General features: G+C 58.5%; 25 protein-coding genes. 17 read left to right on the top strand and 8 right to left on the bottom strand.

Features of this window, described 5'->3' with window-relative positions; genetic code table 11:
- On the bottom strand, window positions 1-639 hold the full coding sequence (gene upp, locus HBN68_RS15135; protein ID WP_094992731.1) for a uracil phosphoribosyltransferase: 639 nt from the start codon (window positions 637-639) through the stop codon (window positions 1-3).
- Between the two features lie 163 nt (window positions 640-802).
- Here upp and HBN68_RS15130 point away from each other — a divergent pair, with 163 nt between their 5' ends.
- The 3 genes from HBN68_RS15130 (at window position 803) to HBN68_RS15120 (ending at window position 2,884) form a co-directional block, all read left to right on the top strand.
- Complete coding sequence (locus HBN68_RS15130) at window positions 803-1,360, top strand: hypoxanthine-guanine phosphoribosyltransferase (protein WP_047273340.1); 558 nt, start codon at window positions 803-805, stop codon at window positions 1,358-1,360.
- A gap of 17 nt (window positions 1,361-1,377) precedes the next feature.
- Entirely contained in the window at window positions 1,378-1,851 is a 474-nt protein-coding gene (locus HBN68_RS15125; RefSeq protein WP_094992730.1) for a WbuC family cupin fold metalloprotein, read from the top strand.
- Window positions 1,852-1,942: 91 nt separating this feature from the next.
- On the top strand, window positions 1,943-2,884 hold the full coding sequence (locus HBN68_RS15120) for an AEC family transporter (RefSeq protein WP_094992729.1): 942 nt from the start codon (window positions 1,943-1,945) through the stop codon (window positions 2,882-2,884).
- Here HBN68_RS15120 and HBN68_RS15115 read toward each other — a convergent pair.
- The 6 genes from HBN68_RS15115 to gatC form a co-directional block, all read right to left on the bottom strand.
- Complete coding sequence (locus HBN68_RS15115; protein ID WP_169965110.1) at window positions 2,881-3,225, bottom strand: carboxymuconolactone decarboxylase family protein; 345 nt, start codon at window positions 3,223-3,225, stop codon at window positions 2,881-2,883. The two genes, HBN68_RS15120 and HBN68_RS15115, sit on opposite strands and share 4 nt — an antisense overlap.
- Before the next feature lie 38 nt (window positions 3,226-3,263).
- Entirely contained in the window at window positions 3,264-4,304 is a 1,041-nt protein-coding gene (locus HBN68_RS15110; RefSeq protein ID WP_094992751.1) for a calcium/sodium antiporter, read from the bottom strand.
- 48 nt (window positions 4,305-4,352) lie between these two features.
- Window positions 4,353-4,724 carry a septal ring lytic transglycosylase RlpA family protein gene (locus tag HBN68_RS15105; RefSeq protein WP_169964972.1) on the bottom strand — a complete coding sequence of 124 codons (372 nt, stop codon included), beginning with the start codon at window positions 4,722-4,724 and terminating at the stop codon, window positions 4,353-4,355.
- Between the two features lie 109 nt (window positions 4,725-4,833).
- Complete coding sequence (gene gatB / locus HBN68_RS15100) at window positions 4,834-6,279, bottom strand: Asp-tRNA(Asn)/Glu-tRNA(Gln) amidotransferase subunit GatB (RefSeq protein ID WP_169964974.1); 1,446 nt, start codon at window positions 6,277-6,279, stop codon at window positions 4,834-4,836.
- Between the two features lie 10 nt (window positions 6,280-6,289).
- Window positions 6,290-7,741, bottom strand: a complete 1,452-nt coding sequence (gatA, locus tag HBN68_RS15095; RefSeq protein ID WP_169964976.1) for an Asp-tRNA(Asn)/Glu-tRNA(Gln) amidotransferase subunit GatA — start codon at window positions 7,739-7,741, stop codon at window positions 6,290-6,292.
- Between the two features lie 14 nt (window positions 7,742-7,755).
- Entirely contained in the window at window positions 7,756-8,043 is a 288-nt protein-coding gene (gene gatC / locus HBN68_RS15090; RefSeq protein WP_047273347.1) for an Asp-tRNA(Asn)/Glu-tRNA(Gln) amidotransferase subunit GatC, read from the bottom strand.
- A 210-nt stretch (window positions 8,044-8,253) separates the two neighbouring features.
- Between gatC and mreB the strand changes: the two genes are divergently transcribed.
- The 8 genes from mreB (at window position 8,254) to tldD (ending at window position 19,438) form a co-directional block, all read left to right on the top strand.
- On the top strand, window positions 8,254-9,291 hold the full coding sequence (gene mreB / locus HBN68_RS15085; protein WP_002555108.1) for a rod shape-determining protein MreB: 1,038 nt from the start codon (window positions 8,254-8,256) through the stop codon (window positions 9,289-9,291).
- Between the two features lie 143 nt (window positions 9,292-9,434).
- Window positions 9,435-10,514: a rod shape-determining protein MreC gene (gene mreC / locus HBN68_RS15080; protein WP_169965112.1), complete on the top strand. Its 1,080-nt coding sequence runs from the start codon at window positions 9,435-9,437 to the stop codon at window positions 10,512-10,514.
- Window positions 10,514-11,002 (top strand): rod shape-determining protein MreD, encoded by a 489-nt coding sequence (mreD, locus tag HBN68_RS15075; protein WP_094992726.1) that lies wholly within the window; start codon window positions 10,514-10,516, stop codon window positions 11,000-11,002. Before mreC ends, mreD begins: the two co-directional genes overlap by 1 nt.
- Window positions 11,003-11,054: 52 nt before the next feature.
- Window positions 11,055-11,660 (top strand): nucleoside triphosphate pyrophosphatase, encoded by a 606-nt coding sequence (locus HBN68_RS15070; RefSeq protein ID WP_169964978.1) that lies wholly within the window; start codon window positions 11,055-11,057, stop codon window positions 11,658-11,660.
- Window positions 11,661-11,716: 56 nt separating this feature from the next.
- Window positions 11,717-13,174 (top strand): ribonuclease G, encoded by a 1,458-nt coding sequence (rng, locus tag HBN68_RS15065; protein ID WP_094992724.1) that lies wholly within the window; start codon window positions 11,717-11,719, stop codon window positions 13,172-13,174.
- Window positions 13,175-13,250: 76 nt separating this feature from the next.
- Window positions 13,251-17,063 (top strand): YhdP family protein, encoded by a 3,813-nt coding sequence (locus HBN68_RS15060; RefSeq protein ID WP_169964980.1) that lies wholly within the window; start codon window positions 13,251-13,253, stop codon window positions 17,061-17,063.
- Window positions 17,064-17,087: 24 nt separating this feature from the next.
- Window positions 17,088-17,936: a carbon-nitrogen hydrolase family protein gene (locus tag HBN68_RS15055; RefSeq protein ID WP_094992722.1), complete on the top strand. Its 849-nt coding sequence runs from the start codon at window positions 17,088-17,090 to the stop codon at window positions 17,934-17,936.
- Between the two features lie 59 nt (window positions 17,937-17,995).
- The gene (gene tldD / locus HBN68_RS15050; protein ID WP_169964981.1) at window positions 17,996-19,438 is read left to right on the top strand and encodes a metalloprotease TldD; all 1,443 of its coding nucleotides are present in this window, start codon (window positions 17,996-17,998) and stop codon (window positions 19,436-19,438) included.
- 44 nt (window positions 19,439-19,482) lie between these two features.
- Here tldD and yjgA read toward each other — a convergent pair whose 3' ends face one another.
- On the bottom strand, window positions 19,483-20,004 hold the full coding sequence (yjgA, locus tag HBN68_RS15045; RefSeq protein ID WP_094992720.1) for a ribosome biogenesis factor YjgA: 522 nt from the start codon (window positions 20,002-20,004) through the stop codon (window positions 19,483-19,485).
- 107 nt (window positions 20,005-20,111) lie between these two features.
- On the opposite strand from yjgA, the gene pmbA reads away from it, so the two are divergent.
- The 6 genes from pmbA to HBN68_RS15015 all read left to right on the top strand — a co-directional run bounded on the left by pmbA (window position 20,112) and on the right by HBN68_RS15015 (window position 26,256).
- Window positions 20,112-21,458, top strand: coding sequence for a metalloprotease PmbA (gene pmbA, locus HBN68_RS15040; RefSeq protein WP_094992719.1), 1,347 nt, complete (start codon window positions 20,112-20,114; stop codon window positions 21,456-21,458).
- A gap of 1,023 nt (window positions 21,459-22,481) precedes the next feature.
- The gene (locus HBN68_RS15035; protein ID WP_094992718.1) at window positions 22,482-22,877 is read left to right on the top strand and encodes a FagA protein; all 396 of its coding nucleotides are present in this window, start codon (window positions 22,482-22,484) and stop codon (window positions 22,875-22,877) included.
- Window positions 22,870-24,246 (top strand): class II fumarate hydratase, encoded by a 1,377-nt coding sequence (locus tag HBN68_RS15030; RefSeq protein WP_169964982.1) that lies wholly within the window; start codon window positions 22,870-22,872, stop codon window positions 24,244-24,246. Before HBN68_RS15035 ends, HBN68_RS15030 begins: the two co-directional genes overlap by 8 nt.
- A 27-nt stretch (window positions 24,247-24,273) precedes the next feature.
- Window positions 24,274-24,723: a hypothetical protein gene (locus tag HBN68_RS15025; RefSeq protein ID WP_169964983.1), complete on the top strand. Its 450-nt coding sequence runs from the start codon at window positions 24,274-24,276 to the stop codon at window positions 24,721-24,723.
- 1 nt (window position 24,724) lies between these two features.
- Complete coding sequence (locus HBN68_RS15020; RefSeq protein ID WP_169964984.1) at window positions 24,725-25,336, top strand: superoxide dismutase; 612 nt, start codon at window positions 24,725-24,727, stop codon at window positions 25,334-25,336.
- Window positions 25,337-25,362: 26 nt separating this feature from the next.
- Window positions 25,363-26,256, top strand: a complete 894-nt coding sequence (locus HBN68_RS15015; protein ID WP_094992714.1) for a ZIP family metal transporter — start codon at window positions 25,363-25,365, stop codon at window positions 26,254-26,256.
- The last annotated feature ends 18 nt before the right edge of the window (window positions 26,257-26,274 follow it).

The following is a 26,274-nucleotide window of genomic DNA, read 5'->3' as shown; positions in this document are numbered from 1 at the left end:
TTAGGCGTCCTTTTGCTTGGTGCCGAAGATCTTGTCGCCGGCATCGCCCAAGCCCGGAATGATGTAGCCGTGTTCGTCCAGACGGTTATCGATGGAGGCCGTGTAGATGGTCACGTCCGGGTGAGCCGCTTCAACGGCAGCGATGCCCTCGGGGGCGGCAACCAGCACCATGGCGCGGATTTCTTTACAGCCGGCTTTTTTCAGCAGGTCAATGGTGGCAACCATCGAGGAGCCGGTGGCCAGCATCGGGTCGATAATCATCGCCAGACGCTCGTCGATTTCCGGGACGAGTTTTTCCAGATAAGTGTGGGCCTGCAGGGTTTCTTCGTTACGGGCAACGCCGACGGCGCTGACTTTGGCGCCCGGGATCAGGCTCAGCACGCCTTCAAGCATGCCGATGCCGGCGCGCAGGATAGGCACGACGGTGATTTTCTTACCGGCGATTTTTTCAACGCGGACAGGGCCGCTCCAGCCTTCAATCTCGTAGGTTTCGAGGGTCAGGTCGCTGGTGGCTTCATAGGTCAGCAACGCGCCGACTTCCTGAGCGAGCTCGCGGAAGTTCTTCGTGCTAATGTCGGCACGGCGCATGAGGCCGAGCTTGTGACGGATCAGCGGATGGCGGATCTCACGGATAGGCATAGGGAAAAGCTCCGGGGCAGGCAAAAAAACCGGCCTAGATTAATCTAATCCGGGGTGATGTCCTATAGACATAACAGCACGTTAGTCCATAAATGCTTGATCTGAGCCATGCGGATGCGTACCTTTGCCCGCTTTTCTTGAGCAACCCCCCCTGGAGAGCGTCATGTCTGCTGATCTCGAGCATATCCGTCAAGTCATGCGAGAGGCTGACTGCCTGTACACCGAAGCTGAAGTCGAGGCGGCCATTGCCCGTGTTGGCGCGCAAATCACGGCCGATATGGCCGAGATGAATCCAGTGGTTTTTTGTGTGATGAACGGCGGGCTGATTTTTGCCGGCAAGCTGCTCACGCATTTGAAATTCCCGCTTGAGTCGTCTTACTTGCACGCCACGCGCTACCGTAATCAGACCAGCGGCGGCGATCTGTTCTGGAAGGCCAAGCCGGAAGTGTCGTTCATGGACCGCCATGTCCTGATCATCGACGACATTCTGGACGAAGGTCACACCCTGAGCGCCATCGTGGATTTCTGCAATCACGCGGGTGCACGTCAGGTGCACACTGCGGTGTTGATCGACAAAGAACACGACCGCAAGGCAAGTGCCGGCCTTAAAGCCACTTACGAAGGCCTGCCGTGCATCGACCGCTACGTATTCGGCTACGGCATGGACTACAAAGGCTACTGGCGTAACGCCGCTGGCATTTATGCCGTTAAAGGTTTGTAAACAAGGACGTTGAAACCATGACTACCCCCAGCTTTCTCGATCAGACACTGTTTAACGACCTGGCCGAGAAGGCTGCCGGTAACCCTCGCGGTCGTCAGCACCATAACCTGCATCAGATGCAGGAGCCTTGTCATCGCATGGTGGTGGGCCTGCAACCTGCTACCTACATCCCGCCACACCGTCACCTGAGCAACGACAAAGCCGAGACTTTGTTGGTGCTCCGGGGCAAGCTGGGGGTGCTGATTTTTGATGAGAACGGTCAGTTACTCGACAAGCGTGTCTTGCTGGCAGGTGGCGAAAGCCTTGGTGTTGACCTGCCGCCGGGTGTGTTTCATGGCCTTGTGGTGCTTGAACCCGACAGTGTGATGTTCGAGTGCAAAGCCGGACCTTATCAACCTGTGGGGGATGGCGAGCTGGCGCACTGGGCGCCTCGTGAAGGTGAGCCTGAAGTGGCCCAGTACCAGGCCTGGATGCGTTCGCAATTCGACTGAGTCGGCCAATAATGGCTTTTCAATATTAGGTGTTGCTCCTGTCCATGGCATAAGATTCGCGACCTGACGATTGCAATCGGAATTGCGTGGCATGCTGGCTATTTTCCTTCAGACCCTGACCATCACTGCGCCCGTGTTTACCATGCTGTTTTTGGGGGTAGTGCTCAAGCGTGTCGGCTGGATCAATGACAGTTTTATCCATACCGCGTCGGCTTTGGTGTTCAACGTCACCATGCCGGCGTTGTTGTTTCTGGGCATTGTGCACGCGGATCTGAATGCCGCCTTACAGCCCAAAGTCCTGGGCTACTTCACGGTGGCAACCCTGGTGAGCTTCGCGTTGGCCTGGGCATGGTCGATGTGGCGTTGCCCGCGCGAAGACCGTGGCATTTACACCCAGGGCGCCTTTCGCGGCAATAACGCGGTGATCGGGCTGGCGCTGGCCGCCAGTATGTACGGTGACTACGGCATCTCGTTGGGGGCTGTGCTCGCGGCGCTGGTAATCCTGCTTTACAACACGTTGTCGACCATCGTGCTGGCGGTGTACAGCCCGGTAATCAAATCCGATCCGTGGAGCATCTGCCTGAGCGTGTTTCGCAACCCGCTGATTATCAGTGTGCTGGCGGCTGTGCCGTTTGCTGCCTTCAAGATAGGGTTGCCCGGCTGGTTGCAGGCCTCAGGGGGATACCTGGCGGCGATGACGTTGCCGCTGGCGCTGATCTGTATCGGCGGCACGTTATCACTGGCGGCGCTGCGCAAAAGTGGCAATCTGGCTCTCAGTGCCAGCCTGGTGAAAATGATTGGTTTGCCGATCATCACCACGCTGGGTGCATGGTTCTACGGTTTTCGCGGGCCGGAGCTGGGAACGCTGTTTCTGTATTTCGCCAGCCCGACGGCTGCGGCCAGTTTTGTCATGGCGCGCGCCGCCAATGGCAATCATGAACTGGCAGCAGCCATCATCGTGATCACCACGGTGATGGCTGCCGTCACGACCAATATCGGAATTTTTGTCTTGCAGTGGGGCGGCTGGATTTAAGCGTTGTAGCTGTCGATGACTTCCTGTGCCGCCCGAAACGCATCAATGGCTGCCGGAACCCCTGCGTAAACCGCGCAATGCAGCAGGGCTTCGCGGATCTCCTCTACGCTACACCCGTTGTTCAGCGCACCGCGCACGTGACCTTTGAGTTCCTGTGGGCACTTGAGCGCGGACAGGGTGGCCAGGGTAATCAGGCTGCGGGTCTTGAGGGGTAAACCTTCACGGTTCCAGACCCCGCCCCACGCATGCTCGTTGACGAAGTCTTGAAGCGGCCGGGTGAAGTCAGTGGCGTTGCCCAGCGCGCGGTCCACGAACTCATCGCCCATTACCTGGCGGCGCATTTGCAGTCCGGTCTTTTTATTATTCAAGGCAAAACTCCTCAGTGTTGTCGACGCCACGCGCGCAGGGTACTGAACAGCAGATACACCAGCAGCGCCGGCAGGATAAAAAACAGCATCAGGTGTTCGAGTTTTCCGGCCAGTGGCATGCCGGTGGTGAACGACACCACGTGCAGCCCATACGCCAGATACAACCCCAGAAACAGCAGGCCTTCCGCGCGCGTGACACGGTAGCCGGTGTAGAAAATCGGCAAGCACAAAGCCGCTACCCCGAGCATGACAGGCAAGTCAAAGGCCAGGGCGTTGGGAGACACGGACAGCGGCGAGGGGGACACCAGTGCGGTAATGCCCAGTACGCCCAGCAGGTTGAAGACGTTACTGCCGATCACATTGCCCACGGCAATCTCACGTTGTCCGCGAAAGGCGGCAATCAGCGAGGTGGCCAGCTCCGGTAGCGAGGTGCACACAGCAACGATCGTCAGGCCAATGATGCGCTCTGACAGCCCGAGTTGCGTCGCGACATCAATCGCCGCACCGAGTAATAACCGACCGGCAAGCCCGAGCAAGAGCAGGGCGAAGAACATCATCAGCCCATTGCGCACCCACGAATGCTGGGGTTGGTCGTGGCTGACATGATGATGGCTACTGTGCCGGGACTGGCGCAGCAACAGGCCCAGGTAGCCTGTCAGGCCACACAGCAATATCACCCCGTCCAACCGGTCGAGTCGCGTGTTCAAGGCCAGCGCGAATACCAGCGCGCTGGCAATCACCATCAGCGGTATGTCCAGACGCACCAACGGGCGAGAAACACGCAACGGGATAATCAGCGCCGAAAGGCCCAACGTGACCAGCACGTTGAAGATATTGCTGCCGATGACGCTGCCTACGGCAATGTCCGGGGTGTCATTGAAGGCGGCCTGCAGGCTGACGGTCATTTGTGGAGCGCTGCTGCCGAGGGCTACCACGGTCAGGCCGATCAGCAGCGGACGGACTTTGAGCGTTGCTGCCATGCCGACGGCGCAACGCACCAGCAATTCTGCGCCTGCGACCAGCAGGCCGAGGCCGCAGAGCAATTGCAGCAGGTTCCATGTCGATAACGCGTTCAAGCCCAAATCGCAGCCACTCCCTGATTAATCGCTCAAGCCCTGGATCCGGACGTTGGCGGTGCCGCTGCGCAGCATACCCAACTGGCGGGCGGCCTGGCGCGAAAGATCAATCAATCGCCCACGGGTGTGAGGGCCACGATCATTGATGCGCACGACAACCGATTTGTTATTGCTCAGGTTGGTGACCAGAACGCGGCTGCCGAAAGCCAGTTGGCGATGGGCGGCGCTGAGGGCGTGCTGATCGAAAGGTTCGTCGCTGGCGGTGCGTTTGCCATGGTGGCGGGCGCCGTAATAAGAGGCAGCGCCGGTTTTGTCATAGCCCCGCGGGTCTATGTCGTGACTGGCGCAACCGGCAAGCAGGCTTAGCAGGGCGCACGCGCCGAGTAGCTGCTTCATGGAGCATTCCTTCTTAGCGGTATGACTCAGCGGTAGCCGCTGCCGGAGGCTTTGCAGCAATCGGCGCTTGAAAAGCGCAGGTGCTGCGGCAGCGACTACACATTTACGCTTAGCCTTCGAGTTTGCTTTTGAGCAGTTCGTTGACTTGTTGCGGGTTGGCTTTGCCTTTGGAGGCTTTCATTGCCTGGCCGACAAAGAAGCCAAACATCTTGCCGCGCTTGGCTTCGTCTGCCGCGCGATATTGCTCAACCTGCTCGGCATTGGCCGCCAGCACTTCATCCAGCACTTTTTCAATCGCGCCGCTGTCGGTCACTTGCTTGAGGCCGCGTTTTTCGATGACCTCGTCTGCACTGCCTTCGCCGTTGGCCATGGCTTCAAGCACCACTTTGGCGATCTTGCCGGAAATGGTGTTGTCCTTGATGCGCTGCAACATGCCGCCCAGTTGTTCGGCGGTGACCGGCGACTGGTCGATGTCCAGGCCCTGTTTGTTGAGCAGGCTGCCCAGCTCCACCATGACCCAGTTGGCGGCCAGTTTGGCGTCGCCGCTGATGCTCACCACTTTTTCGAAGTAGTCAGCTTGCTCACGGCTGGAAGCCAATACGCTGGCGTCGTAGGCCGACAGGCCGAACTGCGACTGGAAGCGCTCGCGCTTTTGCGGCGGCAGTTCCGGCAGGGTGGCCCGTACGTCTTCGATGAACGAGTCTTCGATGACGACCGGTAGCAGGTCCGGGTCCGGGAAGTAACGGTAGTCGTTGGCTTCCTCTTTGCTGCGCATGGCGCGGGTTTCGTCTTTGTTCGGGTCGTACAGGCGGGTCTGCTGAACCACCTTGCCGCCGTCTTCGATCAGCTCGATCTGGCGCTGTACTTCGCTGTTGATCGCCTTTTCGATGAAGCGGAACGAGTTGACGTTCTTGATCTCGCAGCGGGTGCCGAACTCGGCCTGACCCACCCGGCGGATCGACACGTTGCAGTCGCAGCGCAGCGAACCTTCGGCCATGTTGCCGTCGCAGATACCCAGGTAACGCACCAGGGCGTGCATGGCTTTGACGTAAGCGACAGCTTCTTTGGCGCTGCGCATGTCCGGCTCGGAAACGATTTCCAGCAGCGGGGTGCCGGCGCGGTTCAGGTCGATACCGGTCGAGCCGCTGAAATCTTCGTGCAGGCTTTTGCCGGCGTCTTCTTCAAGGTGCGCACGGGTAATGCCGACACGTTTGACAGTGCCGTCTTCCAGCGTGATGTCCAGGTGGCCCTTGCCGACGATCGGCAGTTCCATCTGGCTGATCTGGTAGCCCTTGGGCAAGTCCGGGTAGAAGTAGTTTTTACGTGCAAAGACGTTGTGCTGACCGATTTCAGCATCGACTGCCAGGCCAAACATCACGGCCATGCGCACCGCTTCTTCGTTGAGTACTGGCAACACGCCCGGCATGCCCAGATCAACCAGGCTGGCCTGCGTGTTAGGCTCCGAGCCAAATGTGGTGGCGCTACCGGAGAAAATTTTCGATTGGGTGGCGAGCTGGGAGTGAATTTCCAGCCCGATCACAACTTCCCATTGCATAGGTTTCTCCTCAGAAGCCGGCAGGTGAGCGCGTGTGCCAGTCAGTGTTCAACTGGTACTGGTGAGCGACGTTAAGCAGGCGGCCTTCCTGGAAGTAAGGCGCCAGCAACTGCACGCCTACGGGCAAGCCATCCACAAAACCGGCGGGCATCGACAGGCCTGGCAGGCCTGCGAGGTTGGCGGTGATGGTGTAGACGTCTTCCAGATAAGCCGAGACCGGGTCACTGTTTTTAGCGCCGATTTTCCAGGCCGGGTTAGGCGTGGTTGGGCCGAGGATGATGTCGACTTCATTAAAGGCCGCCATGAAGTCGTTTTTAATCAGGCGGCGGATTTTTTGCGCTTGCAGGTAGTAGGCATCGTAGTAACCGGCCGACAGCGCGTAAGCACCTACCAGAATCCGGCGCTGTACTTCAGGGCCGAAGCCTTCGGCGCGCGAGCGCTTGTACAGGTCGGTGAGGTCTTTCGGGGCTTCGCAGCGATGGCCAAAGCGCACGCCGTCAAAGCGCGACAGGTTGGAAGAGGCTTCTGCCGGCGCGATCACGTAGTACGCAGGGATCGCGTGCTGCATGTTGGGCAGGCTGATGGGCTTGATCACGGCGCCGAGCTTTTCGAGTTCTTTGATGCTGGTATGCACCAGTTCTGCGATGCGCGGGTCGAGGCCTTCGCTGAAGAACTCTTTTGGCACGCCAATGCGCAAGCCTTGCAGTGAAGCATTCAGGCTGGCGCTGAAGTCCGGCACGGGCTCATCGATGCTGGTGGAATCTTGCGGGTCGAAACCGGCCATGCCTTGCAGCAGGATGGCGCAGTCTTCAGCCGTACGCGCTAACGGGCCACCCTGATCGAGGCTGGAGGCGTAGGCAATCATGCCCCAGCGCGAGACGCGACCGTAGGTCGGTTTCAGGCCGGTGAGGTTGGTCAATGCGGCGGGCTGGCGGATCGAGCCACCGGTGTCGGTGCCGGTAGCGGCAGGCAACAGGCGGGCGGCAACGGCGGCGGCAGAACCGCCCGATGAGCCGCCGGGGACGTGTTCAAGGTTCCACGGGTTTTTGACGGCGCCGTAGTAGCTCGATTCGTTGGCCGAGCCCATCGCGAACTCGTCCATGTTGGTCTTGCCCAGGCTCACCGCGCCGGCAGCGGCCAGCTTGGACACCACGGTGGCGTCGTACGGGGCCTTGAAGTTGTCGAGCATCTTCGAGCCGCAGCTGGTGCGCACGCCGAGGGTGCAGAACAAATCCTTGTGACCGATTGGCGCACCCAGCAGGGCGCCGGTTTCACCGTCGGCGCGACGTGCGTCGGCGGCCTTGGCCTGCTCCAGGGCAAGGTCTTCGGTGAGGGTGATGAAGCTGTTGAGCTGCGGATCCAGTTGGGCGATTCGCGCCAGCAGGGTTTTGGTCAGCTCTTCAGACGAAAACTTTTTATCGGCGAGTCCGCGGGCGATCTCGGCCAGAGTCATTTGATGCATGCAGGCTCTTCCTTTTACTCGATGACCTTGGGAACCAGATAGAGGCCGTTTTCGACCGCTGGCGCGATGGACTGGTAAGCCTCGCGATGATTGGTTTCAGTCACGACGTCTGCACGCAGGCGCTGGCTGGCTTCCAGTGGGTGGGCCAGCGGCTCGATACCGGTGGTGTCGACAGCCTGCATCTGGTCAATCAGCCCCAAAATGCTGTTAAGGGCTTCGGTGGTGCGTGGCAGATCGGCATCATTCAAACCCAGGCGGGCCAAATGAGCGATTTTTTCCACGTCGGAGCGTTCAAGCGCCATGGGATTCTCCAGTGGAAAACAAGACGGATGCTATCCGTGTGTTAGATTGTCGGAACACTACCGCATTTCTACGGTCATATGGCCGCGATTGTGGGGGCTGGTGCTCGGAAAAGCGGCCAATTTAACATATTGGCGCCTTGCCCAAAATCCCTGTCGTTGTTAGAGTTTGCCGCACTTTTTTACCCACGCGTTGCCTAGGGTCCCTTTCCCATGTTCAAGAAACTGCGTGGCATGTTTTCCAGCGATCTTTCCATTGACCTGGGCACTGCCAACACCCTTATTTACGTGCGCGAGCGCGGTATTGTCCTGAATGAGCCATCGGTTGTGGCTATTCGGACACACGGTAACCAGAAAAGTGTCGTTGCCGTCGGCACCGAGGCCAAGCGCATGCTGGGCCGTACACCGGGCAACATTGCAGCCATTCGTCCGATGAAGGACGGCGTGATCGCTGACTTCAGCGTGTGCGAAAAAATGCTGCAGTACTTTATCAACAAGGTGCACGAGAACAGCTTCCTGCAGCCAAGTCCTCGGGTGCTGATTTGCGTACCGTGCAAATCGACTCAGGTTGAGCGTCGCGCCATTCGTGAGTCGGCACTGGGTGCCGGTGCCCGTGAAGTGTTCCTGATTGAAGAGCCGATGGCTGCTGCAATCGGTGCCGGTTTGCCGGTTGAAGAAGCGCGCGGCTCGATGGTTGTCGACATCGGTGGTGGTACCACTGAAATTGCGCTGATCTCCCTGAACGGTGTGGTTTACGCCGAATCCGTACGGGTTGGCGGCGACCGCTTCGACGAAGCGATCATCACGTATGTGCGCCGTAACTACGGCAGCCTGATCGGTGAGTCGACCGCCGAGCGCATCAAGCAGGAAATCGGTACTGCCTATCCGGGCGGTGAAGTCCGTGAAGTAGACGTGCGCGGCCGTAACCTGGCGGAAGGCGTTCCCCGTGCATTCACACTGAACTCCAATGAAGTGCTTGAAGCGCTGCAAGAGTCGCTGGCTACCATCGTTCAAGCCGTTAAAAGCGCGCTGGAACAGTCCCCGCCAGAGCTGGCGTCGGACATTGCCGAGCGTGGCCTGGTGCTGACCGGCGGTGGCGCATTGTTGCGTGACCTCGACAAGTTGCTGGCCCAGGAAACCGGTTTGCCGGTCATTGTTGCCGAAGACCCGCTGACCTGTGTTGCGCGTGGTGGTGGCCGTGCGCTGGAAATGATGGATAAGCACACCATGGACCTGCTCTCCAGCGAATAATATCGGTGGTTGCAGTTCGAGGGTTATCACCAAAAGGTAGCACTTTGCCGTGCTGCCTTTTGGCGTTTATCTTTTGTCAATCTTCATCCAGGCCGCTTGAAGCCGTATGAATACATTGAATCCTTGCCCCGGAGGAGCGGCTTATTAAACCGCTCTTTTCCAAAGGCCCCTCTTTGGGCGTGCGCCTGTTGGTGCTGGTCGTGCTATCGGTCGCGCTGATGGTGGTCGATGCCCGTTTCACGTTGCTCAAGCCGGTGCGCAGTCAAATGTCGCTGGTGCTGATGCAGACCTACTGGATCACCGATCTGCCGCAACGTCTGTTCCAAGGCGTCGCCAGTCAGTTCGGCAGTCGGACGGAACTGGTCGCCGAGAACGAGAAGCTCAAGACTGAAAACCTTCTGCTGCAAGGGCGCATGCAAAAGCTGGCGGCCCTGACTGAGCAAAACGTTCGCCTGCGTGAGTTGCTGAACTCTTCTGCGCTGGTTAACGAGAAGGTCGAAGTGGCCGAGCTGATCGGCATGGACCCCAACCCGTTCACCCATCGCATCATCATCAACAAGGGTGAGCGCGACGGTGTGGTGCTCGGTCAACCGGTGCTCGATGCACGCGGACTGATGGGGCAAGTGGTCGAGTTGATGCCGTACACCTCGCGGGTATTGCTGCTTACCGACACCACCCACAGCATTCCGGTGCAGGTCAACCGCAACGGTCTGCGTGCGATTGCCAGTGGCACGGGCAACCCCGAGCGCCTGGAGTTGCGCCACGTGGCGGACACGGCGGATATCAAAGAAGGCGACCTGCTGGTCAGTTCCGGTCTGGGGCAACGTTTCCCGGCCGGTTACCCGGTCGCAACGGTCAAGGAAGTGATCCATGACTCGGGCCAACCCTTCGCCATTGTGCGTGCCGTGCCAACAGCCGCGTTGAACCGTAGCCGTTACTTACTATTGGTCTTCAGCGACAGCCGCACCCCTGAAGAGCGCGCCAACGACGCCGCTCAAGCCCAGGAAGCAGAAAACAACGGCGAGCCGCAGCCGATTATTCCGGCCACTGTGCCCAAGCCGGTGCCTGCACCCGTGCCAGCGGCGACACCGGCACCCGCTGTCACCACGCCAGCAACGCCTGTGCCCACCGCCGGTGCGGCCAAAAAACCTGCGCCAGTTGCAACACCCGCCGCAGCCACGTCGCCAGCCGCTGCGCCGGCTACCACCCGGGAGAGGCAATAATGGCGGGTATTCGTTCACGTAATGGCTGGATCATCTGGCTGACGTTTGCCATTGGCGTGTTGCTCAGCGTTTCGCCAATGCCACAGTTTATGGAAGTGTTCCGTCCTCTATGGCTGGCGTTGTTGCTGGCTTTCTGGGCGCTGTACATGCCACACAAAGTAGGCATGGTCACCGCGTGGTGCCTGGGCCTGATCGAAGACGTGGTTTACGGCACACTGCTTGGGCAGAACGCCTTGATCCTGACCCTGATTACCTTCCTCGTATTGTCCCTGCAACAGCGCCTGCGCATGTTCCCCATGTGGCAGCAAAGCCTGGTGTTGCTGGTGATCTTTGGTCTGGCCCAGTTGGCTCAGTTGTGGCTCAGTGCCTTGACTGGCAACCGCCAGCCAACCCTGGCGCTGGTATTGCCTGCACTGGTCAGCGCGTTGTTGTGGCCTTGGGTCAGCTACGGGCTGCGTGGACTGGTACGGCGCTTCAAAATCAATTGATGGAAGCGTGAGCCCTTTCCAGGTTTGCGCGTACTGACAGGGAGATGTCTTGATGACTTCGCTTTATCTGGCCTCAGGCTCACCCCGCCGACGCGAGTTATTGGCTCAAATCGGCGTGCCCTTCAGCACGGTCAGTGCTGCCATCGACGAAACCCCTTTCGCCCATGAGGCCGCCACGGCGTATGTCGAACGGCTGGCGCGCGAAAAAGCGCGGGCGGGTCATGAGCGCGTGGCCGAGTCGTCTCCCGGCGATGCTTTTTGCGTACTGGGCGCCGATACTGCCGTGGTGCTGGACGGACAGATTCTTGGCAAACCCGTCGACGAAGCCGATGCCTTGGCTATGCTCATGGCGTTATCGGGACGCGAGCATGAAGTCTTGACTGCCATTGCCCTTATGGATGCAACCCGCTGCGAAACCCGTGTGGTGAGCAGTGCGGTGCGTTTCAGAAACATCAGTACACAAGAAGCCGCGCGTTACTGGGCCAGCGGCGAACCGCTGGATAAAGCCGGTGGCTACGCGATTCAAGGGCTGGGCGCGGTATTTGTGTCCGGGCTTGAAGGCAGCTATTCCGCTGTCGTGGGCTTGCCTGTGTGCGAAACCGCAGAACTGCTGGGGCATTTCGGCATACCCTGTTGGCAAAACCTTTCCGTGCGCTAACTAACGCACCCATGAAACGTGGCACGAATGTGATGACGCCTGAACGAGACCCAGCCATGAGTGAAGAGATCCTGATCAACATCACGCCGATGGAATCGCGCGTGGCGGTGGTAGAGAACGGTGTGTTGCAAGAGGTGCACGTTGAGCGCACCCAGCGTCGAGGCATTGTCGGCAACATCTATAAAGGCAAGGTCGTTCGTGTTTTGCCGGGCATGCAAGCTGCGTTCGTGGACATCGGCCTGGACCGTGCCGCGTTTATCCATGCCGCCGAAATTTCCCTGCGCGAAGGTCAGGCGGTCGAAAGCATCAGTTCGCTGGTTCATGAAGGCCAAAGCCTGGTGGTACAGGTCACCAAGGACCCGATCGGTTCCAAGGGCGCACGGTTGACAACCCAATTGTCGATTCCTTCGCGTTATCTGGTGTACATGCCGCGTACGGCACATGTCGGCATTTCGCTGAAGATCGAAGACGAAGCCGAGCGTGATCGCCTCAAGCAAGTGGTCAGCGATTGCGTGGCGCAGGAAGGCATCAAGGAAGCTGGCGGTTTCATCCTGCGTACGGCGGCCGAAGGCGCCGGTGCGGATGAAATCCTGATGGACATTCGCTACCTGCGTCGCCTGTGGGACCAGATCGGTGCCCAGATCAAAACCGTGGGTGCTCCGACGGTTATTTATGAAGACCTCGGCCTGGCGCTACGTACGTTGCGCGACCTGGTCAGCCCGAAAATTGAAAAAATCCGCATCGACTCCCGGGAAACCTTCCAGAAAACCACGCAGTTCGTGGCGGAGCTGATGCCCGAAATTGCAGATCGTCTGGAGCATTACCCCGGCGAACGGCCGATATTTGACTTGTACGGCGTCGAAAGCGAAATCCAGAAAGCCCTCGACCGCAAGGTGCCGCTCAAGTCTGGCGGCTACCTGGTGGTGGACCCGGCTGAAGCCATGACCACCATTGACGTCAACACTGGCGCGTTCGTGGGCCATCGCAACCTCGAAGAAACCATCTTCAAGACCAACCTCGAAGCGGCAACGGCCATTGCGCGTCAACTGCGACTGCGCAACCTGGGCGGCATCATCATCATCGACTTCATCGACATGGAAGACGAAGAGCACCAGCGTCAGGTGCTGCGCACGCTCGAAAAACAGCTCGAACGTGATCACGCCAAAACCAACATCATCGGTATTACCGAGTTGGGGTTGGTGCAAATGACCCGCAAGCGTACCCGCGAAAGCCTTGAACAGGTGCTCTGTGAACCCTGCGTGTGCTGCCAGGGCCGGGGCAAGTTGAAAACGCCGGAAACCATCTGCTACGAAATATTCCGTGAAATCCTGCGCGAAGCCCGTGCGTATCAGGCCGAGGGCTATCGGGTACTGGCCAGCCAACGGGTGGTCGACCGCTTGCTCGATGAAGAGTCGGGTAATGTGGCTGAGCTGGAAGGTTTTATCGGGCGTACGATCCGCTTTCAAGTGGAAACCATGTACTCCCAGGAACAATACGACGTGGTGCTGCTCTGAAGCTGCACGGGATGTCCGGATTTAAAAAGGGGGCTGCATTCGGCCCCTTCGATCACTACTGAAGGGGCCACCTGACATGGAGCGTCTGACACGCTTTTTTGCCGCGCTGACCCGCTGGGGATTAAGTCTTTGTGCGTTATTGCTGGTGCTGACGGCGCTTTACGTCAGCCTCGGGCGAGAACTCACGCCCCTGATTGCCGAATACCGTGCCGAGGTGCAAACCAAGGCCCGCGAAGCACTGGGCATGCCGTTAACCATCGGTAGCCTCGAAGGGCGCTGGAGCGGCATGGCGCCGGTGTTGCTGGCACATGACGTGATGGTGGGCGAAGGCCGCAGCGCTTTGCGTCTGGATGAAGTGCAAGTGGTGCCTGATGTTTGGGGCAGCGTGCTGGCCCGCGAAGTGCGGATCGCCCATGTGCAGCTCGACGGATTGCAGCTGAGTGCGCGTCAGGACAAGGACCGGCACTGGACACTCGAAGGCTTGCCGGTTCAAGACGACAAACCGTTGGACCCCGAGCAGTTGCTCAATCAATTGCAGAGGGTTGAGCGTCTGTCGGTACTCGACAGCCAGCTCACCCTTGAACCCTATAAAGAAGCGCCAATGACGCTGACCTATGTCGGGCTGACCCTCGACGTGGGCGCATCCGATCAGCGGCTGGATGCTCGCTTGACCTTGCCGGATGGCCAGCCGGTTGCGCTGAGTGTCAAAAGTCAGATTCGCGCCAGTCAATGGCGTGACGGCGCGGCGCAAGCCTATGTCAGCTTGCCGCAAAGTGACTGGGCCAAATGGCTGCCGTCGAGCATGACCCAAGGCTGGACCATCAAGAAATTCAAGGCGGGTGGCGAATTTTGGTTCAATTGGGGTAAAGGCACGGTGCAAAGCGCCACGGCCCGGCTCAACGCCCCGGCATTCAGTGGCGCTTATGCAGACCGCAAACCGGCCGCGATCGATAACCTGGCCCTGCATGCCTGGCTGGAACGCGGCGAACAGGGCTACAACGTGGTGCTGGACTCGCTGGCGATGAGCCTGGGCGACACACGTTGGGAAACCCGCGCGCAATTGCAGCAGTTCAAGGCGACCGACAAGGAGCAAGAGCGTTGGCACTTGCAGGCCGACCATGTAAACCTGACCCCGATCACGCCGCTGCTGGACGCTTTGGCGCCGTGGCCGGACGGTGTGGCGAAAGTTGTTGATCAGCTCAAAGCCACCGGCACCTTGCGCAATGTGTTGGCTGACTTCCGTCCTCAGGCGAGCGACGATCAAAAACTCAGCTTCGCGGCCAACCTGCAGCAAGTCGGGTTCAACGCGACCCATGGCGCGCCCGCTGCGCGCAATGTCAGCGGCTTGATCAGCGGTGATCTGGGCAAGGGCGAGCTGCGCCTGGACAGCAAGGATTTCATGCTGCACCTGGACCCTATTTTCGCCAAACCCTGGCAGTATCAGCAGGCCAATGCCTTGCTGACCTGGACCTTGACCAAAGACACCTTCACCCTGATCGCGCCTTACATCAAGGTATTGGGTGAAGAGGGCAAGATCGCGGCCGATTTCCTGATTCGCATTCATATGGACCATTCGCAAGAAGACTACATGGACCTGCGCGTAGGTCTGACTGACGGCGATGGCCGCTTCACCCCCAAATACTTGCCTGAGGTCTTGAGTCCGGCGCTAAGCGAATGGCTCAGCACGGCGATCATCAAAGGCGATGTGGAAGAGGGTTTTTTCCAGTATCAGGGCTCGCTGAGCCACGATGCCGTGGCGGCTGCACGCTCGATCAGCCTGTTTTTCAAGGTGCACGGCGCCGAACTGGCGTTCCAGCCGGGCTGGCCGCATGTGCGTAATGTCTCGGGTGATGTGTTTATCGAAGACAGCGGTGTGCGCATCATGGCCAGCAAAGGCCAATTGCTCGACACTCAGGTGCGTGACGTCTCGGTCAATATCCCCCACGTAGCCAGCGGCAAAGTCAGTCATTTGTTGTTGCAGGGTGACTTTGCCGGCGGTTTGGGCGATGGCCTGAAAATCCTTCAAGAGGCCCCCATCGGGACCGCTGATACCTTTGCCGGCTGGCAGGGCGAAGGCCCGCTCACCGGGCGGGTCGATCTGGATATTCCGCTGGAACACAGCGTTGAACCGAAAATCGTGGTGGATTTCAAAACCGATAAGGCGCGGTTGAAAATCAGCGAGCCCGAACTGGAGCTGACGCAACTCAAGGGTGATTTCCGCTTCGACAGCGCCAAGGGCTTGAGCGGCAAAGGGATCACTGCCCGTGCATTCGACCGCCCGGTTAACGCGCAAATCTTTGCCGACGGGAAGCCGGGCCGAATCAGTACCCGCGTTGTGGCCAATGGCCAAATTGCAGTGAAAACCCTGACAAACTGGCTGAAGTTTAACCAGCCCATCCCGGTTTCCGGCAACTTGCCTTATCAATTGCAGTTGACACTCGATGGCGCGGACAGCCAGTTGCGTGTCAATTCCAGCCTTAAGGGCGCGCTGATCGACCTGCCTGCACCGTTCGGTCTGGCAACCAATGAAAGCCGTGACAGCGTTTTCCGCATGACCTTGCAGGGGGCTGAAAAGCGTTACTGGTTTGACTACGGGAACCTGGCGAGCCTGACCTTCGCCGCGCCGGACGGCAAGCTTGAGGCAGGCCGCGGCGAGTTGTACCTGGGCCCCGGCGCAGCGTCGTTGCCGACCTCCAGGGGCTTGCGTATTCGCGGCGTGCTGTCCGAACTGGACGTAGCCCCGTGGCAGGCGCTGGTTGAACGCTATGCCGGAAAAGACGCCGGAGGCAGTGCGCAGCAATTGCTCAGCAGTGCCGATTTCAAAATCGGCAAACTGACCGCGATGGGCACCCAGCTCGATCAGGTCCATTTGCTGATGAATCGCTACCCGGCGTCATGGGGCCTGAAAATTGACAGCAAACAAGCTGTTGGATCAGTCACCCTGCCGGACGCGAAAAGCGCGCCAATGACCATCACCATGCAGATCGTTCGCCTGCCGGCTGCCGACCCCAAGGCAGTGACCGATGAAAATGCACCTGACCCGCTGGCGTCGGTAGACCCGCGCAAAATTCCGGCAATGGACATCATCATCCGTCAGCTTTACCAGGGACCGGATCTGATTGGCGCCTGGTCGCTTAATGTACGACCCACGAGCCGCGGTATTTTGCTCAATAACCTCAACTTGGGGCTCAAAGGGCTGTTGCTTGAAGGTTCCGGAGGTTGGGAAGGTTTTGCCGGTGCCAGCAACAGTTGGTACAAGGGCCGGCTGGGTGGGCGTAATTTGGCAGACGTGTTGAAAAACTGGGGTTTTGCGCCCAGTGTCACGAGCAACAATTTCCATCTGGATGTGGACGGCAACTGGCCGGGATCGCCTGCGTGGATCGGCCTCAAGCGCTTCACGGGCACACTGGACGCGACCCTGAATAAAGGCCAGTTTGTCGAAGTTGATGGCAGCGCGCAGGTGTTGCGAATTTTTGGTCTGTTGAACTTCAACTCCATTGGGCGGCGCTTGCGTCTCGATTTTTCCGACCTGTTCGGCAAAGGGTTGAGTTACGACCGCGTCAAAGGTCTGCTGCAAGCCAATCGCGGGGTGTACCGCGCGAACAAGCCCATCACCATGACTGGCCCTTCAAGCAACCTTGAACTGAGCGGCACCCTGAACATGGTCACAGACCAAGTGGATGCGAATTTGCTCTTGACCTTGCCCGTGACCAACAACTTGCCAATTGCGGCCTTGCTCGTGGGTGCTCCGGCCGTGGGTGGAGCCTTGTTCCTGATCAATAAATTGATCGGCGATCAGGTGTCGCGTTTTGCGAGTGTGCAATACAGCATCAAAGGCCCATGGCAGGATCCGAAGATCACGTTCGACAAGCCATTCGAGAAAAAGTAAAAGCGGGCTACCGAGGAGCAGGGCATGGCGTTAGCAGTGATTCAAATGGTCAGTCAGAACGATGTGCTGGCCAATTTGGCGCAAGCCCGCCGTTTGCTCGAAAAAGCGGCCGAAGGAGGTGCACAACTGGCTGTGCTTCCGGAGAATTTTTCGGCCATGGGGCGTCGGGACGTGGCTGCGCTGGGCCGGGCCGAAGCGTTGGGCGAAGGTCCTGTCCTGCCCTGGTTGAAACAAACCGCTTGCGACCTCAACTTATGGGTGGTTGCCGGTACCTTGCCATTGCCACCTGCCGGTCTGCCCGACGCCAAATCACGCGCCTGTTCGCTGTTGATCAACGCCGACGGTGAACAAGTGGCGCGCTACGACAAGCTGCACTTGTTTGATGTCGACGTGTCTGACAATCGTGGGCGGTATCGTGAGTCCGACGACTATGCTCAAGGTGAGCGGGTCGTGGTGGCAGATACGCCGGTCGGCAAGCTGGGGCTGACGGTGTGTTATGACCTGCGCTTTCCCGAGCTTTATAGTGAGCTGCGTGCCGCAGGAGCGGAGCTGATCAGTGCACCGTCGGCCTTTACCGCAGTGACGGGGGCGGCGCACTGGGACATCCTGATCCGTGCCCGGGCCATTGAAACTCAATGTTACGTCTTGGCGGCGGCGCAAGGTGGCGTACATCCTGGGCCGCGTGAGACTTTCGGCCACGCTGCCATCATTGACCCTTGGGGCCGAGTGCTGGCTGAGCAAGCGCAAGGAGAGGGCGTATTGATCGCTCGGCGTGATGCTGCAGAACAAGCGGCCATCAGGGCACGCATGCCGGTGGCGAGCCACCGGCGATTTTTTTCGCAGGGCGCACAGCGACCTGCCACGCAAGGCTAATTCAGGCCCTTGGGTTCAGCACTCAAAGATGCTGAAGCGAGGGCCAAGACGGAGTGAATATGAGCGAGTTGTTGACCTCAGTCAGCGAACACCTGTTGGCACCGGGCGGTGTCACCCTTGAAAGCCTGCAAACCGTGCTGGGTGACCTGGCCGGGCCGGGGATCGATGCGGCAGATTTGTACTTTCAGGGCCAGATTTCCGAATCCTGGGCACTGGAAGACGGCATCGTAAAAGAAGGCAGCTTCAATTTGGATCAAGGCGTCGGTGTACGCGCCCAGTCTGGCGAGAAAACCGGCTTTGCCTACAGCAACGCCATTACCCTTGAAGCATTGGGGCTGGCCGCCCGTGCGGCGCGTTCAATCTCTCGGGCTGGTCAGAATGGCACCGTGCAAGCCTTCACCGCGCAGGATGTGGCGCAGTTGTATGCGCCTGACAACCCGCTAGAAGTCATCAGCCGTGCTGAAAAAGTAGAACTGCTCAAGCGTGTCGACGCCGCCACCCGCGCCCTCGACCCACGTATCCAACAAGTCACCGTGAGCATGGCCGGGGTGTGGGAGCGCATTCTGGTGGCTTCCACCGACGGTGGTCTGGCCGCCGATGTGCGGCCTTTGGTGCGCTTCAATGTCAGCGTCATTGTTGAGCAAAACGGCCGTCGTGAGCGGGGCGGACATGGCGGCGGCGGGCGCACGGATTACCGTTATTTCCTGGCGCAGGACCGCGCCATGGGCTATGCCCGCGAAGCCTTGCGCCAGGCGTTGGTCAACCTTGAAGCCGTAGCTGCACCTGCTGGCACCTTTCCGGTTGTTTTGGGCTCCGGCTGGTCTGGCGTGCTGCTGCACGAAGCCGTGGGCCATGGTCTGGAAGGCGACTTCAACCGCAAGGGCAGTTCGGCCTACAGCGGCCGCATGGGCGAGAAGGTTGCTTCCAGCTTGTGCACCATCGTCGATGACGGCACCTTGCCAGGGCGTCGCGGCTCACTGAGCGTGGACGATGAAGGCACCCCGACCGAGTGCACTACGCTGATCGAAAACGGCGTACTCAAGGGCTACATGCAAGACAAACTTAATGCGCGGTTGATGGGCGTTGCCCGCACCGGTAACGGTCGTCGCGAATCGTACGCACATTTGCCAATGCCACGCATGACCAACACCTACATGTTGGGCGGCGAAAGTGATCCGGCCGAAATCATTGCCTCGGTGAAAAAGGGCATCTACTGCGCCAATCTGGGCGGAGGTCAGGTCGACATCACCAGCGGCAAGTTTGTGTTTTCTACCAGCGAAGCGTATTTGATCGAAGACGGCAAAATCACGCGTCCGGTCAAGGGCGCGACCCTGATTGGCAACGGGCCGGAAGCGATGAGCAAAGTGTCGATGGTCGGTAATGACCTGTCGCTGGACAGCGGCGTGGGGACATGTGGCAAAGACGGGCAATCGGTGCCAGTGGGTGTCGGTCAGCCAACCCTGAAGATTGATGCAATTACGGTAGGCGGCACGGGCAGTTGACGGGCTGCGGGCGGGTTGCAGGGCAACCCGCCCGCGTACAGGACTTAACGCAAGCCGCGTTGAGTCTCGTCCAACCCACGGATGTACTTGAACAATTTGCGGCTGGAAGCCGGGGCCTTGTTATGAGCCAGCTCGTGTTTGGCCTGACGCACGATCGAACGCAATTGCTGACGATCGGCCTCGGGGAACTCGGTGACAAATTTTTCCAGTACATCGTCATCGCCTTCGATCAGGCGATCACGCCAGCGTTCGAGGCCGTGGAAACGTTCGTTGTATTGGCGCGAAGAGGCATCCACTTGATCGAGCATTGCCAGGATTTCGTCGATCGGTTGATCGCGCATCAGCTTGCCGATGAACTGGATATGCCGCTTGCGGGCAATATGAGCCGTGTGTTTTGAAGCATCTACCAAAGCCCGGCGCAAGGCGTCGGTCAAAGGCATTTTGTTCAGCAAGTCAGGCTTGAGCGTCGTGAGACGTTCGCCCAGATCAACCAGAGCATGGAGCTCGCGTTTGACCTGCGATTTGCTTTTTTCGCCGTCGAAGGCGTCGTCGTAAGAATCAACCATGGTGGCAGTCCGCAAAGAAACGCCGCCATGATAACCAGTCGGGGGCCGCTTGTCCGGCCCGGTCGCTCGGCGGCCCTACCGAAAACAGAATTTGAGTGGAGAAAACCATGAGTGCAGTAGAAAGCGTCGGCCCGCAGGCCTTGCCGGCACTGCAAGAGCAGGTCGAGCAAATTATTGCCGAAGCCAAGCGTCAGGGCGCCAGTGCCTGCGAAGTGGCTGTGTCGCTGGAGCAGGGCTTGTCGACTTCGGTGCGTCAGCGTGAGGTTGAAACCGTCGAGTTCAATCGCGATCAGGGTTTCGGTATCACCCTTTATGTGGGGCAGCGCAAAGGTTCGGCCAGCACTTCGGCCACCGGCCCTGATGCGATTCGTGAAACGGTTGCCGCCGCGTTGGCGATTGCCAGCCATACGTCCGAGGACGAAAGCTCCGGTTTGGCCGACCCGAAGCTGATGGCCCGCGATCTGCAGGATTTTGATCTGTTCCACACGTGGGACATCACCCCTGAGCAAGCCATCGAAAAGGCACTGGCCTGCGAAGCCGCTGCTTTTGAAGCCGACAGCCGCATCAAAAACGCGGACGGCACCACGCTCAGCACCCATCAAGGCTGCCGTGTATACGGCAACAGCAACGGTTTTGTGGGAGGCTCGGCATCGACACGCCACAGCCTGAGCTGCGTGATGATCGCTGAAGGCGACGGACAGATGCAGCGCGATTATTGGTACGACGTGAACTGCCAGGGCGAGTTGCTAACCGATGCCGCCGTCATCGGTCGACGGGCTGCGGAGCGCGCCGCCCGTCGTCTGGGCTCGCGTCCGGTGCCGACCTGCGAAGCCCCGGTACTGTTTTCCGCCGAGCTGGCCGGCGGGCTGTTCGGCAGCTTTTTGGGTGCGATTTCGGGTGGCAACCTGTACCGCAAATCGTCGTTCTTGCTCGACGCCATGGGACAACAGATCTTCCCTGAATGGCTGACCCTGGACGAGCGCCCGCACCTGATGCGTGCCATGGGCAGTTCTTCATTCGACAACGATGGTTTGGCCACGTACGCCAAACCGTTTATCAAAGATGGCGAACTGGTGTCCTACATCCTCAGCACGTATTCCGGCCGCAAATTGGGCATGCCCAGCACTGCGAACGCGGGCGGCGTGCACAACCTGTTCGTGACCCATGGCGATGAAGACCAGGCCGCCTTGATCCGTCGTATGGGCCGCGGGTTGTTTGTGACCGAACTGATGGGCAGCGGCCTGAACATGGTCACGGGTGACTACTCCCGAGGCGCGGCGGGTTTCTGGGTCGAAAACGGCGAGATTCAGTTCCCGGTGCAAGAGGTGACTATCGCCGGCAACATGCGCGATATGTTCAAACAGATCGTTGCCGTGGGCAATGACCTTGAGCTGCGCAGTAACATTCGCACCGGCTCCGTGTTGATTGAGCGTATGAAAATCGGCGGCAGCTGATTGCTCAAATGTTTTAAAAAAGGCGTATCACGGTTCAGGTGATACGCCTTTTTTGTGCGCGTGAGCAATTGCGTCAACGGCTCGCTCATCCCGCCGGCATACGTCCGCAGAGTGCATTCCCCTTATAGTCTGCTCCAAGTTTGGCGAAATGCATTAAGGGGCCGCAGCCATAAAAAGAGGATGTTAATTCAGTATCAGTTTTGCAAACCGGTAACATCAACGGGACAGGGAAAAAGACAAGCCATAGGCTTATCCCGCACCATTTGTGCCCCTCTCGCGGTTCGCGAGTGTGTTCAACCTGGCGAGGATTGCTTTTTGGCACATAGACCGAAGCGCCTACGCATCCAGTCAATAAACTTATCATTGCAATGCACGCAATAAGTCGCTTCATTTTCAACTTCTTACTTTAATTAGTTAGTGTGGTTCAATGCTCTTTTCAGCTTTTAATCGTAGGTCAATGCCTTTGAAATAAGCTGCCTGGGCAAGGCGCAGGCTTGGCATTTTTTGTCCCGGCTTCTTTTATAATCATCCGAAAAGCAGCTGTTGATACGTTGTGGCTCAGGAAGTGATAAGTGTGGATTACGCCAAGGTTTAGCGTGTTTGGATCGAGTTGTTCGAACTTCGATACAAGGTGCATATCCTTAAGTAGGCGTGAAGATTAAATTGAATGCCCTGCCTGTTAAATGCGGAGTGCACGATGTTGGCTGGAGCAAATTAGCATGTAATTGCATATAAGCACGATGGTTGATTATTTAAACAGTGATATCCACAACGAGCGCAAGACGTCGCGTACTACTCTCCAGGGATTGCACTGACTCATTGCAGTCAGGTTTCTCGTGTTGAACCCGTGCTCGCGTTTTCGAACGTGGTGGGACCTGTTTTCAGGGCAAACAGAGGACCCTCGTGTCATCGCCTTGAAAGGGTGAGGAACACTTTGTGTCTGGGAGGCACTGCCTTTCGCAGGCTTGTTTTGATAATCAATATCGCTTAATAATGAATCTCATTATCGAGCGAGCCTGGATCATGAGTTCTGTGTTGCACGAAAGCCCTTATCAGGAAAGCTGGCGCTGGATGAGTCGCCAGATCCGCTGCGGGCTGGCGCCCGATGAACCACGCCTGATTGAGCATTATCTGGCCGAAGGCCGTTACTTGGCCTGCTGTACGTCTACGTCATCCTGGACGATTGCCCTCACGTCGTTCCGGCTTTTGCTGGACACCGCCACTGATACGGCGCTGCCGTGGCACTGGCGCAGTCTGTGTCTTGACCATGCGTGGCGACCGCTGCGCGACCTCGAAACCCAAGCCCTGTGCGGGTGTCGCCTCAAGCGTTGGCAATGCTGTGCCTGGCAATTGGCGACCTGCGAACTTGAACCGTCCATCTCTTTAATCGAACTGATGCAAGGATTTCACGATGAGTAATACCCGTATCGAACGCGACAGCATGGGCGAGTTGCACGTGCCTGAGGCCGCGCTGTATGGCGCGCAGACCCAGCGTGCGGTGGATAACTTTCCCGTCAGTCATCAGCGCATGCCGGCGCAATTCATTCGCGCCTTGATTCTGGCCAAAGCGGCAGCGGCCAAAGCTAACATCGAATTGGGGCAAATTTCTGACGCTCAGGGCAACGCCATTGTCGAAGCCACGCAGATCCTGCTGGCAGGCGATTTCATGGAGCACTTTCCGGTAGATATCTTTCAAACCGGTTCAGGCACCAGCTCCAACATGAACGCCAATGAAGTGATCGCCACGCTGGCCACCCGCGTGCTGGGCGAAGTGATCAACCCGAACGATCACGTCAACTGTGGCCAAAGCAGCAACGACATCATCCCGACCACCCTTCACGTCAGTGCCGCTTTGGGTCTGCATGAGCGTCTTTTGCCCGCGCTGACGCATCTGGTGGAGGTCATTGAGCACAAGGCCCAGCAGGTTCACAGCCATGTCAAAACCGGGCGCACTCACCTGATGGACGCCATGCCTGTGCGCATGAGTCAGGTACTCAATGGTTGGGCGCAGCAGATCAAGGCCAATATCGGGCATTTGCAGGCCCTGCAACCTGCGCTGCAATCACTGGCGCAAGGCGGCACGGCAGTCGGCACCGGGATCAACGCGCATCCGCAATTTGCCGGGCTGTTCTGTCAGCAACTCAGCGTCCTGACGCCTGTGCGGTTCACGCCCGGCAAGGATCTGTTTGCCTTGATCGGTTCTCAGGACACCGCTGTATCGGTATCGGGCCAGCTTAAGGCCACAGCGGTCTCGTTGATGAAAATAGCCAACGACCTGCGCTGGATGAATTCGGGTCCGCTGGCGGGGCTGGGTGAAATTGAGCTGGAAGCGTTGCAGCCGGGCTCTTCGATTATGCCGGGCAAGGTTAACCCGGTGATTCCCGAAGCCACTGCCATGGTCGCCGCGCAAGTCATCGGTAATGACGCGGTGATTACCGTAGCGGGCCAGTCCGGTAACTTTGAGCTGAACGTGATGCTGCCGGTCATTGCTCAGAACCTGCTCAGTAGCATCGAGCTGTTAACCAATGTGAGCCGTTTACTGGCCGACAAGGCGATTGCCACGTTCAAGGTCAACGAAGCCAAAATCAAAGAAGCCTTGTCGCGCAATCCGATTCTGGTGACTGCACTGAATCCGATCATTGGTTATGAAAAGGCCGCTGAAATTGCCAAGACCGCCTACAAGCAAGGGCGCCCGGTGATTGATGTGGCGCTTGAGTTTACCGACCTGTCTCGCAGCCAGCTTGAGGCCCTGCTAGACCCCGAGAAGCTGACCGCTGGCGGTGTCTGACTCCCTGACACGGCTTTGGAGGTGCACATGGAACACTGGAAACGCACGATCGAAAGAGCCAATCGCTGTTTCGCTGAAGGCGAGCTGGTGGATGCGCGAGAACACTACTTGCAAGCGCTGGCGCTGGCTCAAGTGTTGTTTGAGCGCTGGAGTGACGCCGACGAAGCAGTGGCGGCTTGCGTGATTTCCCATCACAACCTGGCGGACGTTCATTTACGCCTTAATCAGCCGGAAGAGAGCGTCGAGTACTTGTGCTCGATTCATCAGCGGCTGCTGCAAACCGTCCAAAACCCACGCATCAAGCCTGAGCTGCGGGAAGCCGCGCTGCGTCAGAGCAGCAAAACCTATGTCGAGTTATTGAATTTCATCAGTGAACACGGCGAATACCCACGCTCAGCCCTGTTGCTCAAGCGCAACGTTGCTCAATCCAGCCCCGCATTCTCAATGGTCAGCGGCCAACCTTCAGGAGTTCATTGATATGACTTACACCTTGCCTGCACTGCCTTACGCTTATGACGCGCTTGAGCCGCACATCGATGCGCAGACCATGAAGATCCATCACACCAAACATCATCAGACTTACATCAACAACCTCAATGCCGCCGTGGAAGGCACGGAGTGGGCGCTGTGGCCTGTGGAAAAACTGGTGGCCAGCGTGCACCAGCTTCCTGAAAGCATGCGCGCAGCGGTTATCAATCAAGGCGGCGGTCATGCTAACCACGCGTTGTTCTGGGAGGTCATGAGCCCGCAGGGCGGTGGCAAACCCGATGGCGCGTTGGCCAAGGCCATTGATGAGCAGTTGGGTGGGTTGGAAGCGTTCAAAGATGCGTTTACCAAAGCCGCGCTGACCCGTTTTGGCAGCGGCTGGGCCTGGCTGAGTGTTACTGGACAGAAGACCCTGGTGATTGAAAGCAGTGGTAATCAGGACAGCCCGCTGATGAACGGTAATACCCCTATTCTGGGGCTGGATGTGTGGGAGCACGCATACTACCTGCGTTACCAGAACCGACGGCCTGAGTACATCAATGCGTTTTATGAGGTCATTAATTGGCCTGAAGTAGCGCGCCGCTATCAAGCAGCTATGGTTTAAAGCTACGCACAAGGATTCAAGCGAAAATGGGCACGCAAATTTTGGCGGTCGGCGGCGTGCGATTGTTTCGCTATGCCCTCGGCACGTTGTTGCTGTTGGCGGGCACTGCGCTGTTGGTGGCCGAAGGATTGGGCTGGCTGGGGCTCGAACCCAAAATGCTCAGAGCCCTTCAAGGCGGGGCTTTGTGCGCGTTAGGCACGGCGCTGGGCGCTGTTCCGGTGTTGGTGATTCGCAATATGCCGGTGGCGGTCAGCGATACCTTATTGGGCTTTGGTGCCGGGGTCATGCTGGCGGCCACGGCGTTTTCGTTGATTGTGCCGGGCATTGCGGCAGCTGAAAGTTTAGGGTTGTCTGCGTGGGCATCCAGCGGGCTGGTTTGTGCGGGAATTTTGCTGGGCGCCCTGTGTTTGTTTCTGGTGGACCTGAAAGTGTCGGGTGCCGGGCCGGAGATTATCGTCAGCCGTCCGGGGGAGCCCGTCATTGCACCGCGCATTTGGCTGTTTGTGATCGCGATTGTGGCGCACAACATTCCGGAAGGTATGGCGGTGGGCGTTTCGGCGGGCGGCGGCATGCCGGACGCTGACAGCCTGGCGATGGGGATTGCGTTGCAGGATGTGCCAGAAGGGTTGGTGATTGCTTTGGTGCTGGCCGGGGCGGGCATGTCGCGGGTCAGGGCGTTCATGATCGGTGCCGCGTCCGGGTTGGTGGAGCCGGTATTCGCCGTACTGTGTGCCTGGCTGGTGAACTTGGCCGAACTTCTATTGCCGCTGGGTCTGGCACTGGCGGCAGGAGCGATGCTACTTGTAGTGACGCAAGAGGTGATTCCAGAGTCGCGGCGCAATGGTCACGAAAAACTGGCGAGCCTTGGGCTCTGCATAGGGTTCTGCGTGATGATGGTCATGGATACCGCGCTGGGGTAGATCAACGTGGCCCGGTCA

Source organism: Pseudomonas sp. WS 5078, assembly GCF_012985745.1.
Taxonomy (GTDB): domain Bacteria; phylum Pseudomonadota; class Gammaproteobacteria; order Pseudomonadales; family Pseudomonadaceae; genus Aquipseudomonas; species Aquipseudomonas lundensis_A.
Note: the sequence above shows the minus strand (reverse complement) of the source record. Positions and strands in the feature narration are given on the sequence as shown.

Coding starts and splice junctions, on each gene's coding strand:
- rng (WP_094992724.1), top strand. CDS start 11,717: ATGAGTGAAGAGATCCTGATCAACATCACGCCGATGGAATCGCGCGTG.
- HBN68_RS15115 (WP_169965110.1), bottom strand. CDS start 3,225: ATGCGCCGCCAGGTAATGGGCGATGAGTTCGTGGACCGCGCGCTGGGC.
- HBN68_RS15055 (WP_094992722.1), top strand. CDS start 17,088: ATGGCGTTAGCAGTGATTCAAATGGTCAGTCAGAACGATGTGCTGGCC.
- tldD (WP_169964981.1), top strand. CDS start 17,996: ATGAGCGAGTTGTTGACCTCAGTCAGCGAACACCTGTTGGCACCGGGC.
- HBN68_RS15105 (WP_169964972.1), bottom strand. CDS start 4,724: ATGAAGCAGCTACTCGGCGCGTGCGCCCTGCTAAGCCTGCTTGCCGGT.
- upp (WP_094992731.1), bottom strand. CDS start 639: ATGCCTATCCGTGAGATCCGCCATCCGCTGATCCGTCACAAGCTCGGC.
- gatC (WP_047273347.1), bottom strand. CDS start 8,043: ATGGCGCTTGAACGCTCCGACGTGGAAAAAATCGCTCATTTGGCCCGC.
- HBN68_RS15030 (WP_169964982.1), top strand. CDS start 22,870: ATGAGTAATACCCGTATCGAACGCGACAGCATGGGCGAGTTGCACGTG.
- HBN68_RS15035 (WP_094992718.1), top strand. CDS start 22,482: ATGAGTTCTGTGTTGCACGAAAGCCCTTATCAGGAAAGCTGGCGCTGG.
- mreD (WP_094992726.1), top strand. CDS start 10,514: ATGGCGGGTATTCGTTCACGTAATGGCTGGATCATCTGGCTGACGTTT.
- gatA (WP_169964976.1), bottom strand. CDS start 7,741: ATGCATCAAATGACTCTGGCCGAGATCGCCCGCGGACTCGCCGATAAA.
- gatB (WP_169964974.1), bottom strand. CDS start 6,279: ATGCAATGGGAAGTTGTGATCGGGCTGGAAATTCACTCCCAGCTCGCC.
- HBN68_RS15025 (WP_169964983.1), top strand. CDS start 24,274: ATGGAACACTGGAAACGCACGATCGAAAGAGCCAATCGCTGTTTCGCT.
- mreB (WP_002555108.1), top strand. CDS start 8,254: ATGTTCAAGAAACTGCGTGGCATGTTTTCCAGCGATCTTTCCATTGAC.
- yjgA (WP_094992720.1), bottom strand. CDS start 20,004: ATGGTTGATTCTTACGACGACGCCTTCGACGGCGAAAAAAGCAAATCG.
- HBN68_RS15130 (WP_047273340.1), top strand. CDS start 803: ATGTCTGCTGATCTCGAGCATATCCGTCAAGTCATGCGAGAGGCTGAC.
- HBN68_RS15120 (WP_094992729.1), top strand. CDS start 1,943: ATGCTGGCTATTTTCCTTCAGACCCTGACCATCACTGCGCCCGTGTTT.
- HBN68_RS15125 (WP_094992730.1), top strand. CDS start 1,378: ATGACTACCCCCAGCTTTCTCGATCAGACACTGTTTAACGACCTGGCC.
- HBN68_RS15020 (WP_169964984.1), top strand. CDS start 24,725: ATGACTTACACCTTGCCTGCACTGCCTTACGCTTATGACGCGCTTGAG.
- HBN68_RS15060 (WP_169964980.1), top strand. CDS start 13,251: ATGGAGCGTCTGACACGCTTTTTTGCCGCGCTGACCCGCTGGGGATTA.
- pmbA (WP_094992719.1), top strand. CDS start 20,112: ATGAGTGCAGTAGAAAGCGTCGGCCCGCAGGCCTTGCCGGCACTGCAA.
- HBN68_RS15015 (WP_094992714.1), top strand. CDS start 25,363: ATGGGCACGCAAATTTTGGCGGTCGGCGGCGTGCGATTGTTTCGCTAT.
- HBN68_RS15070 (WP_169964978.1), top strand. CDS start 11,055: ATGACTTCGCTTTATCTGGCCTCAGGCTCACCCCGCCGACGCGAGTTA.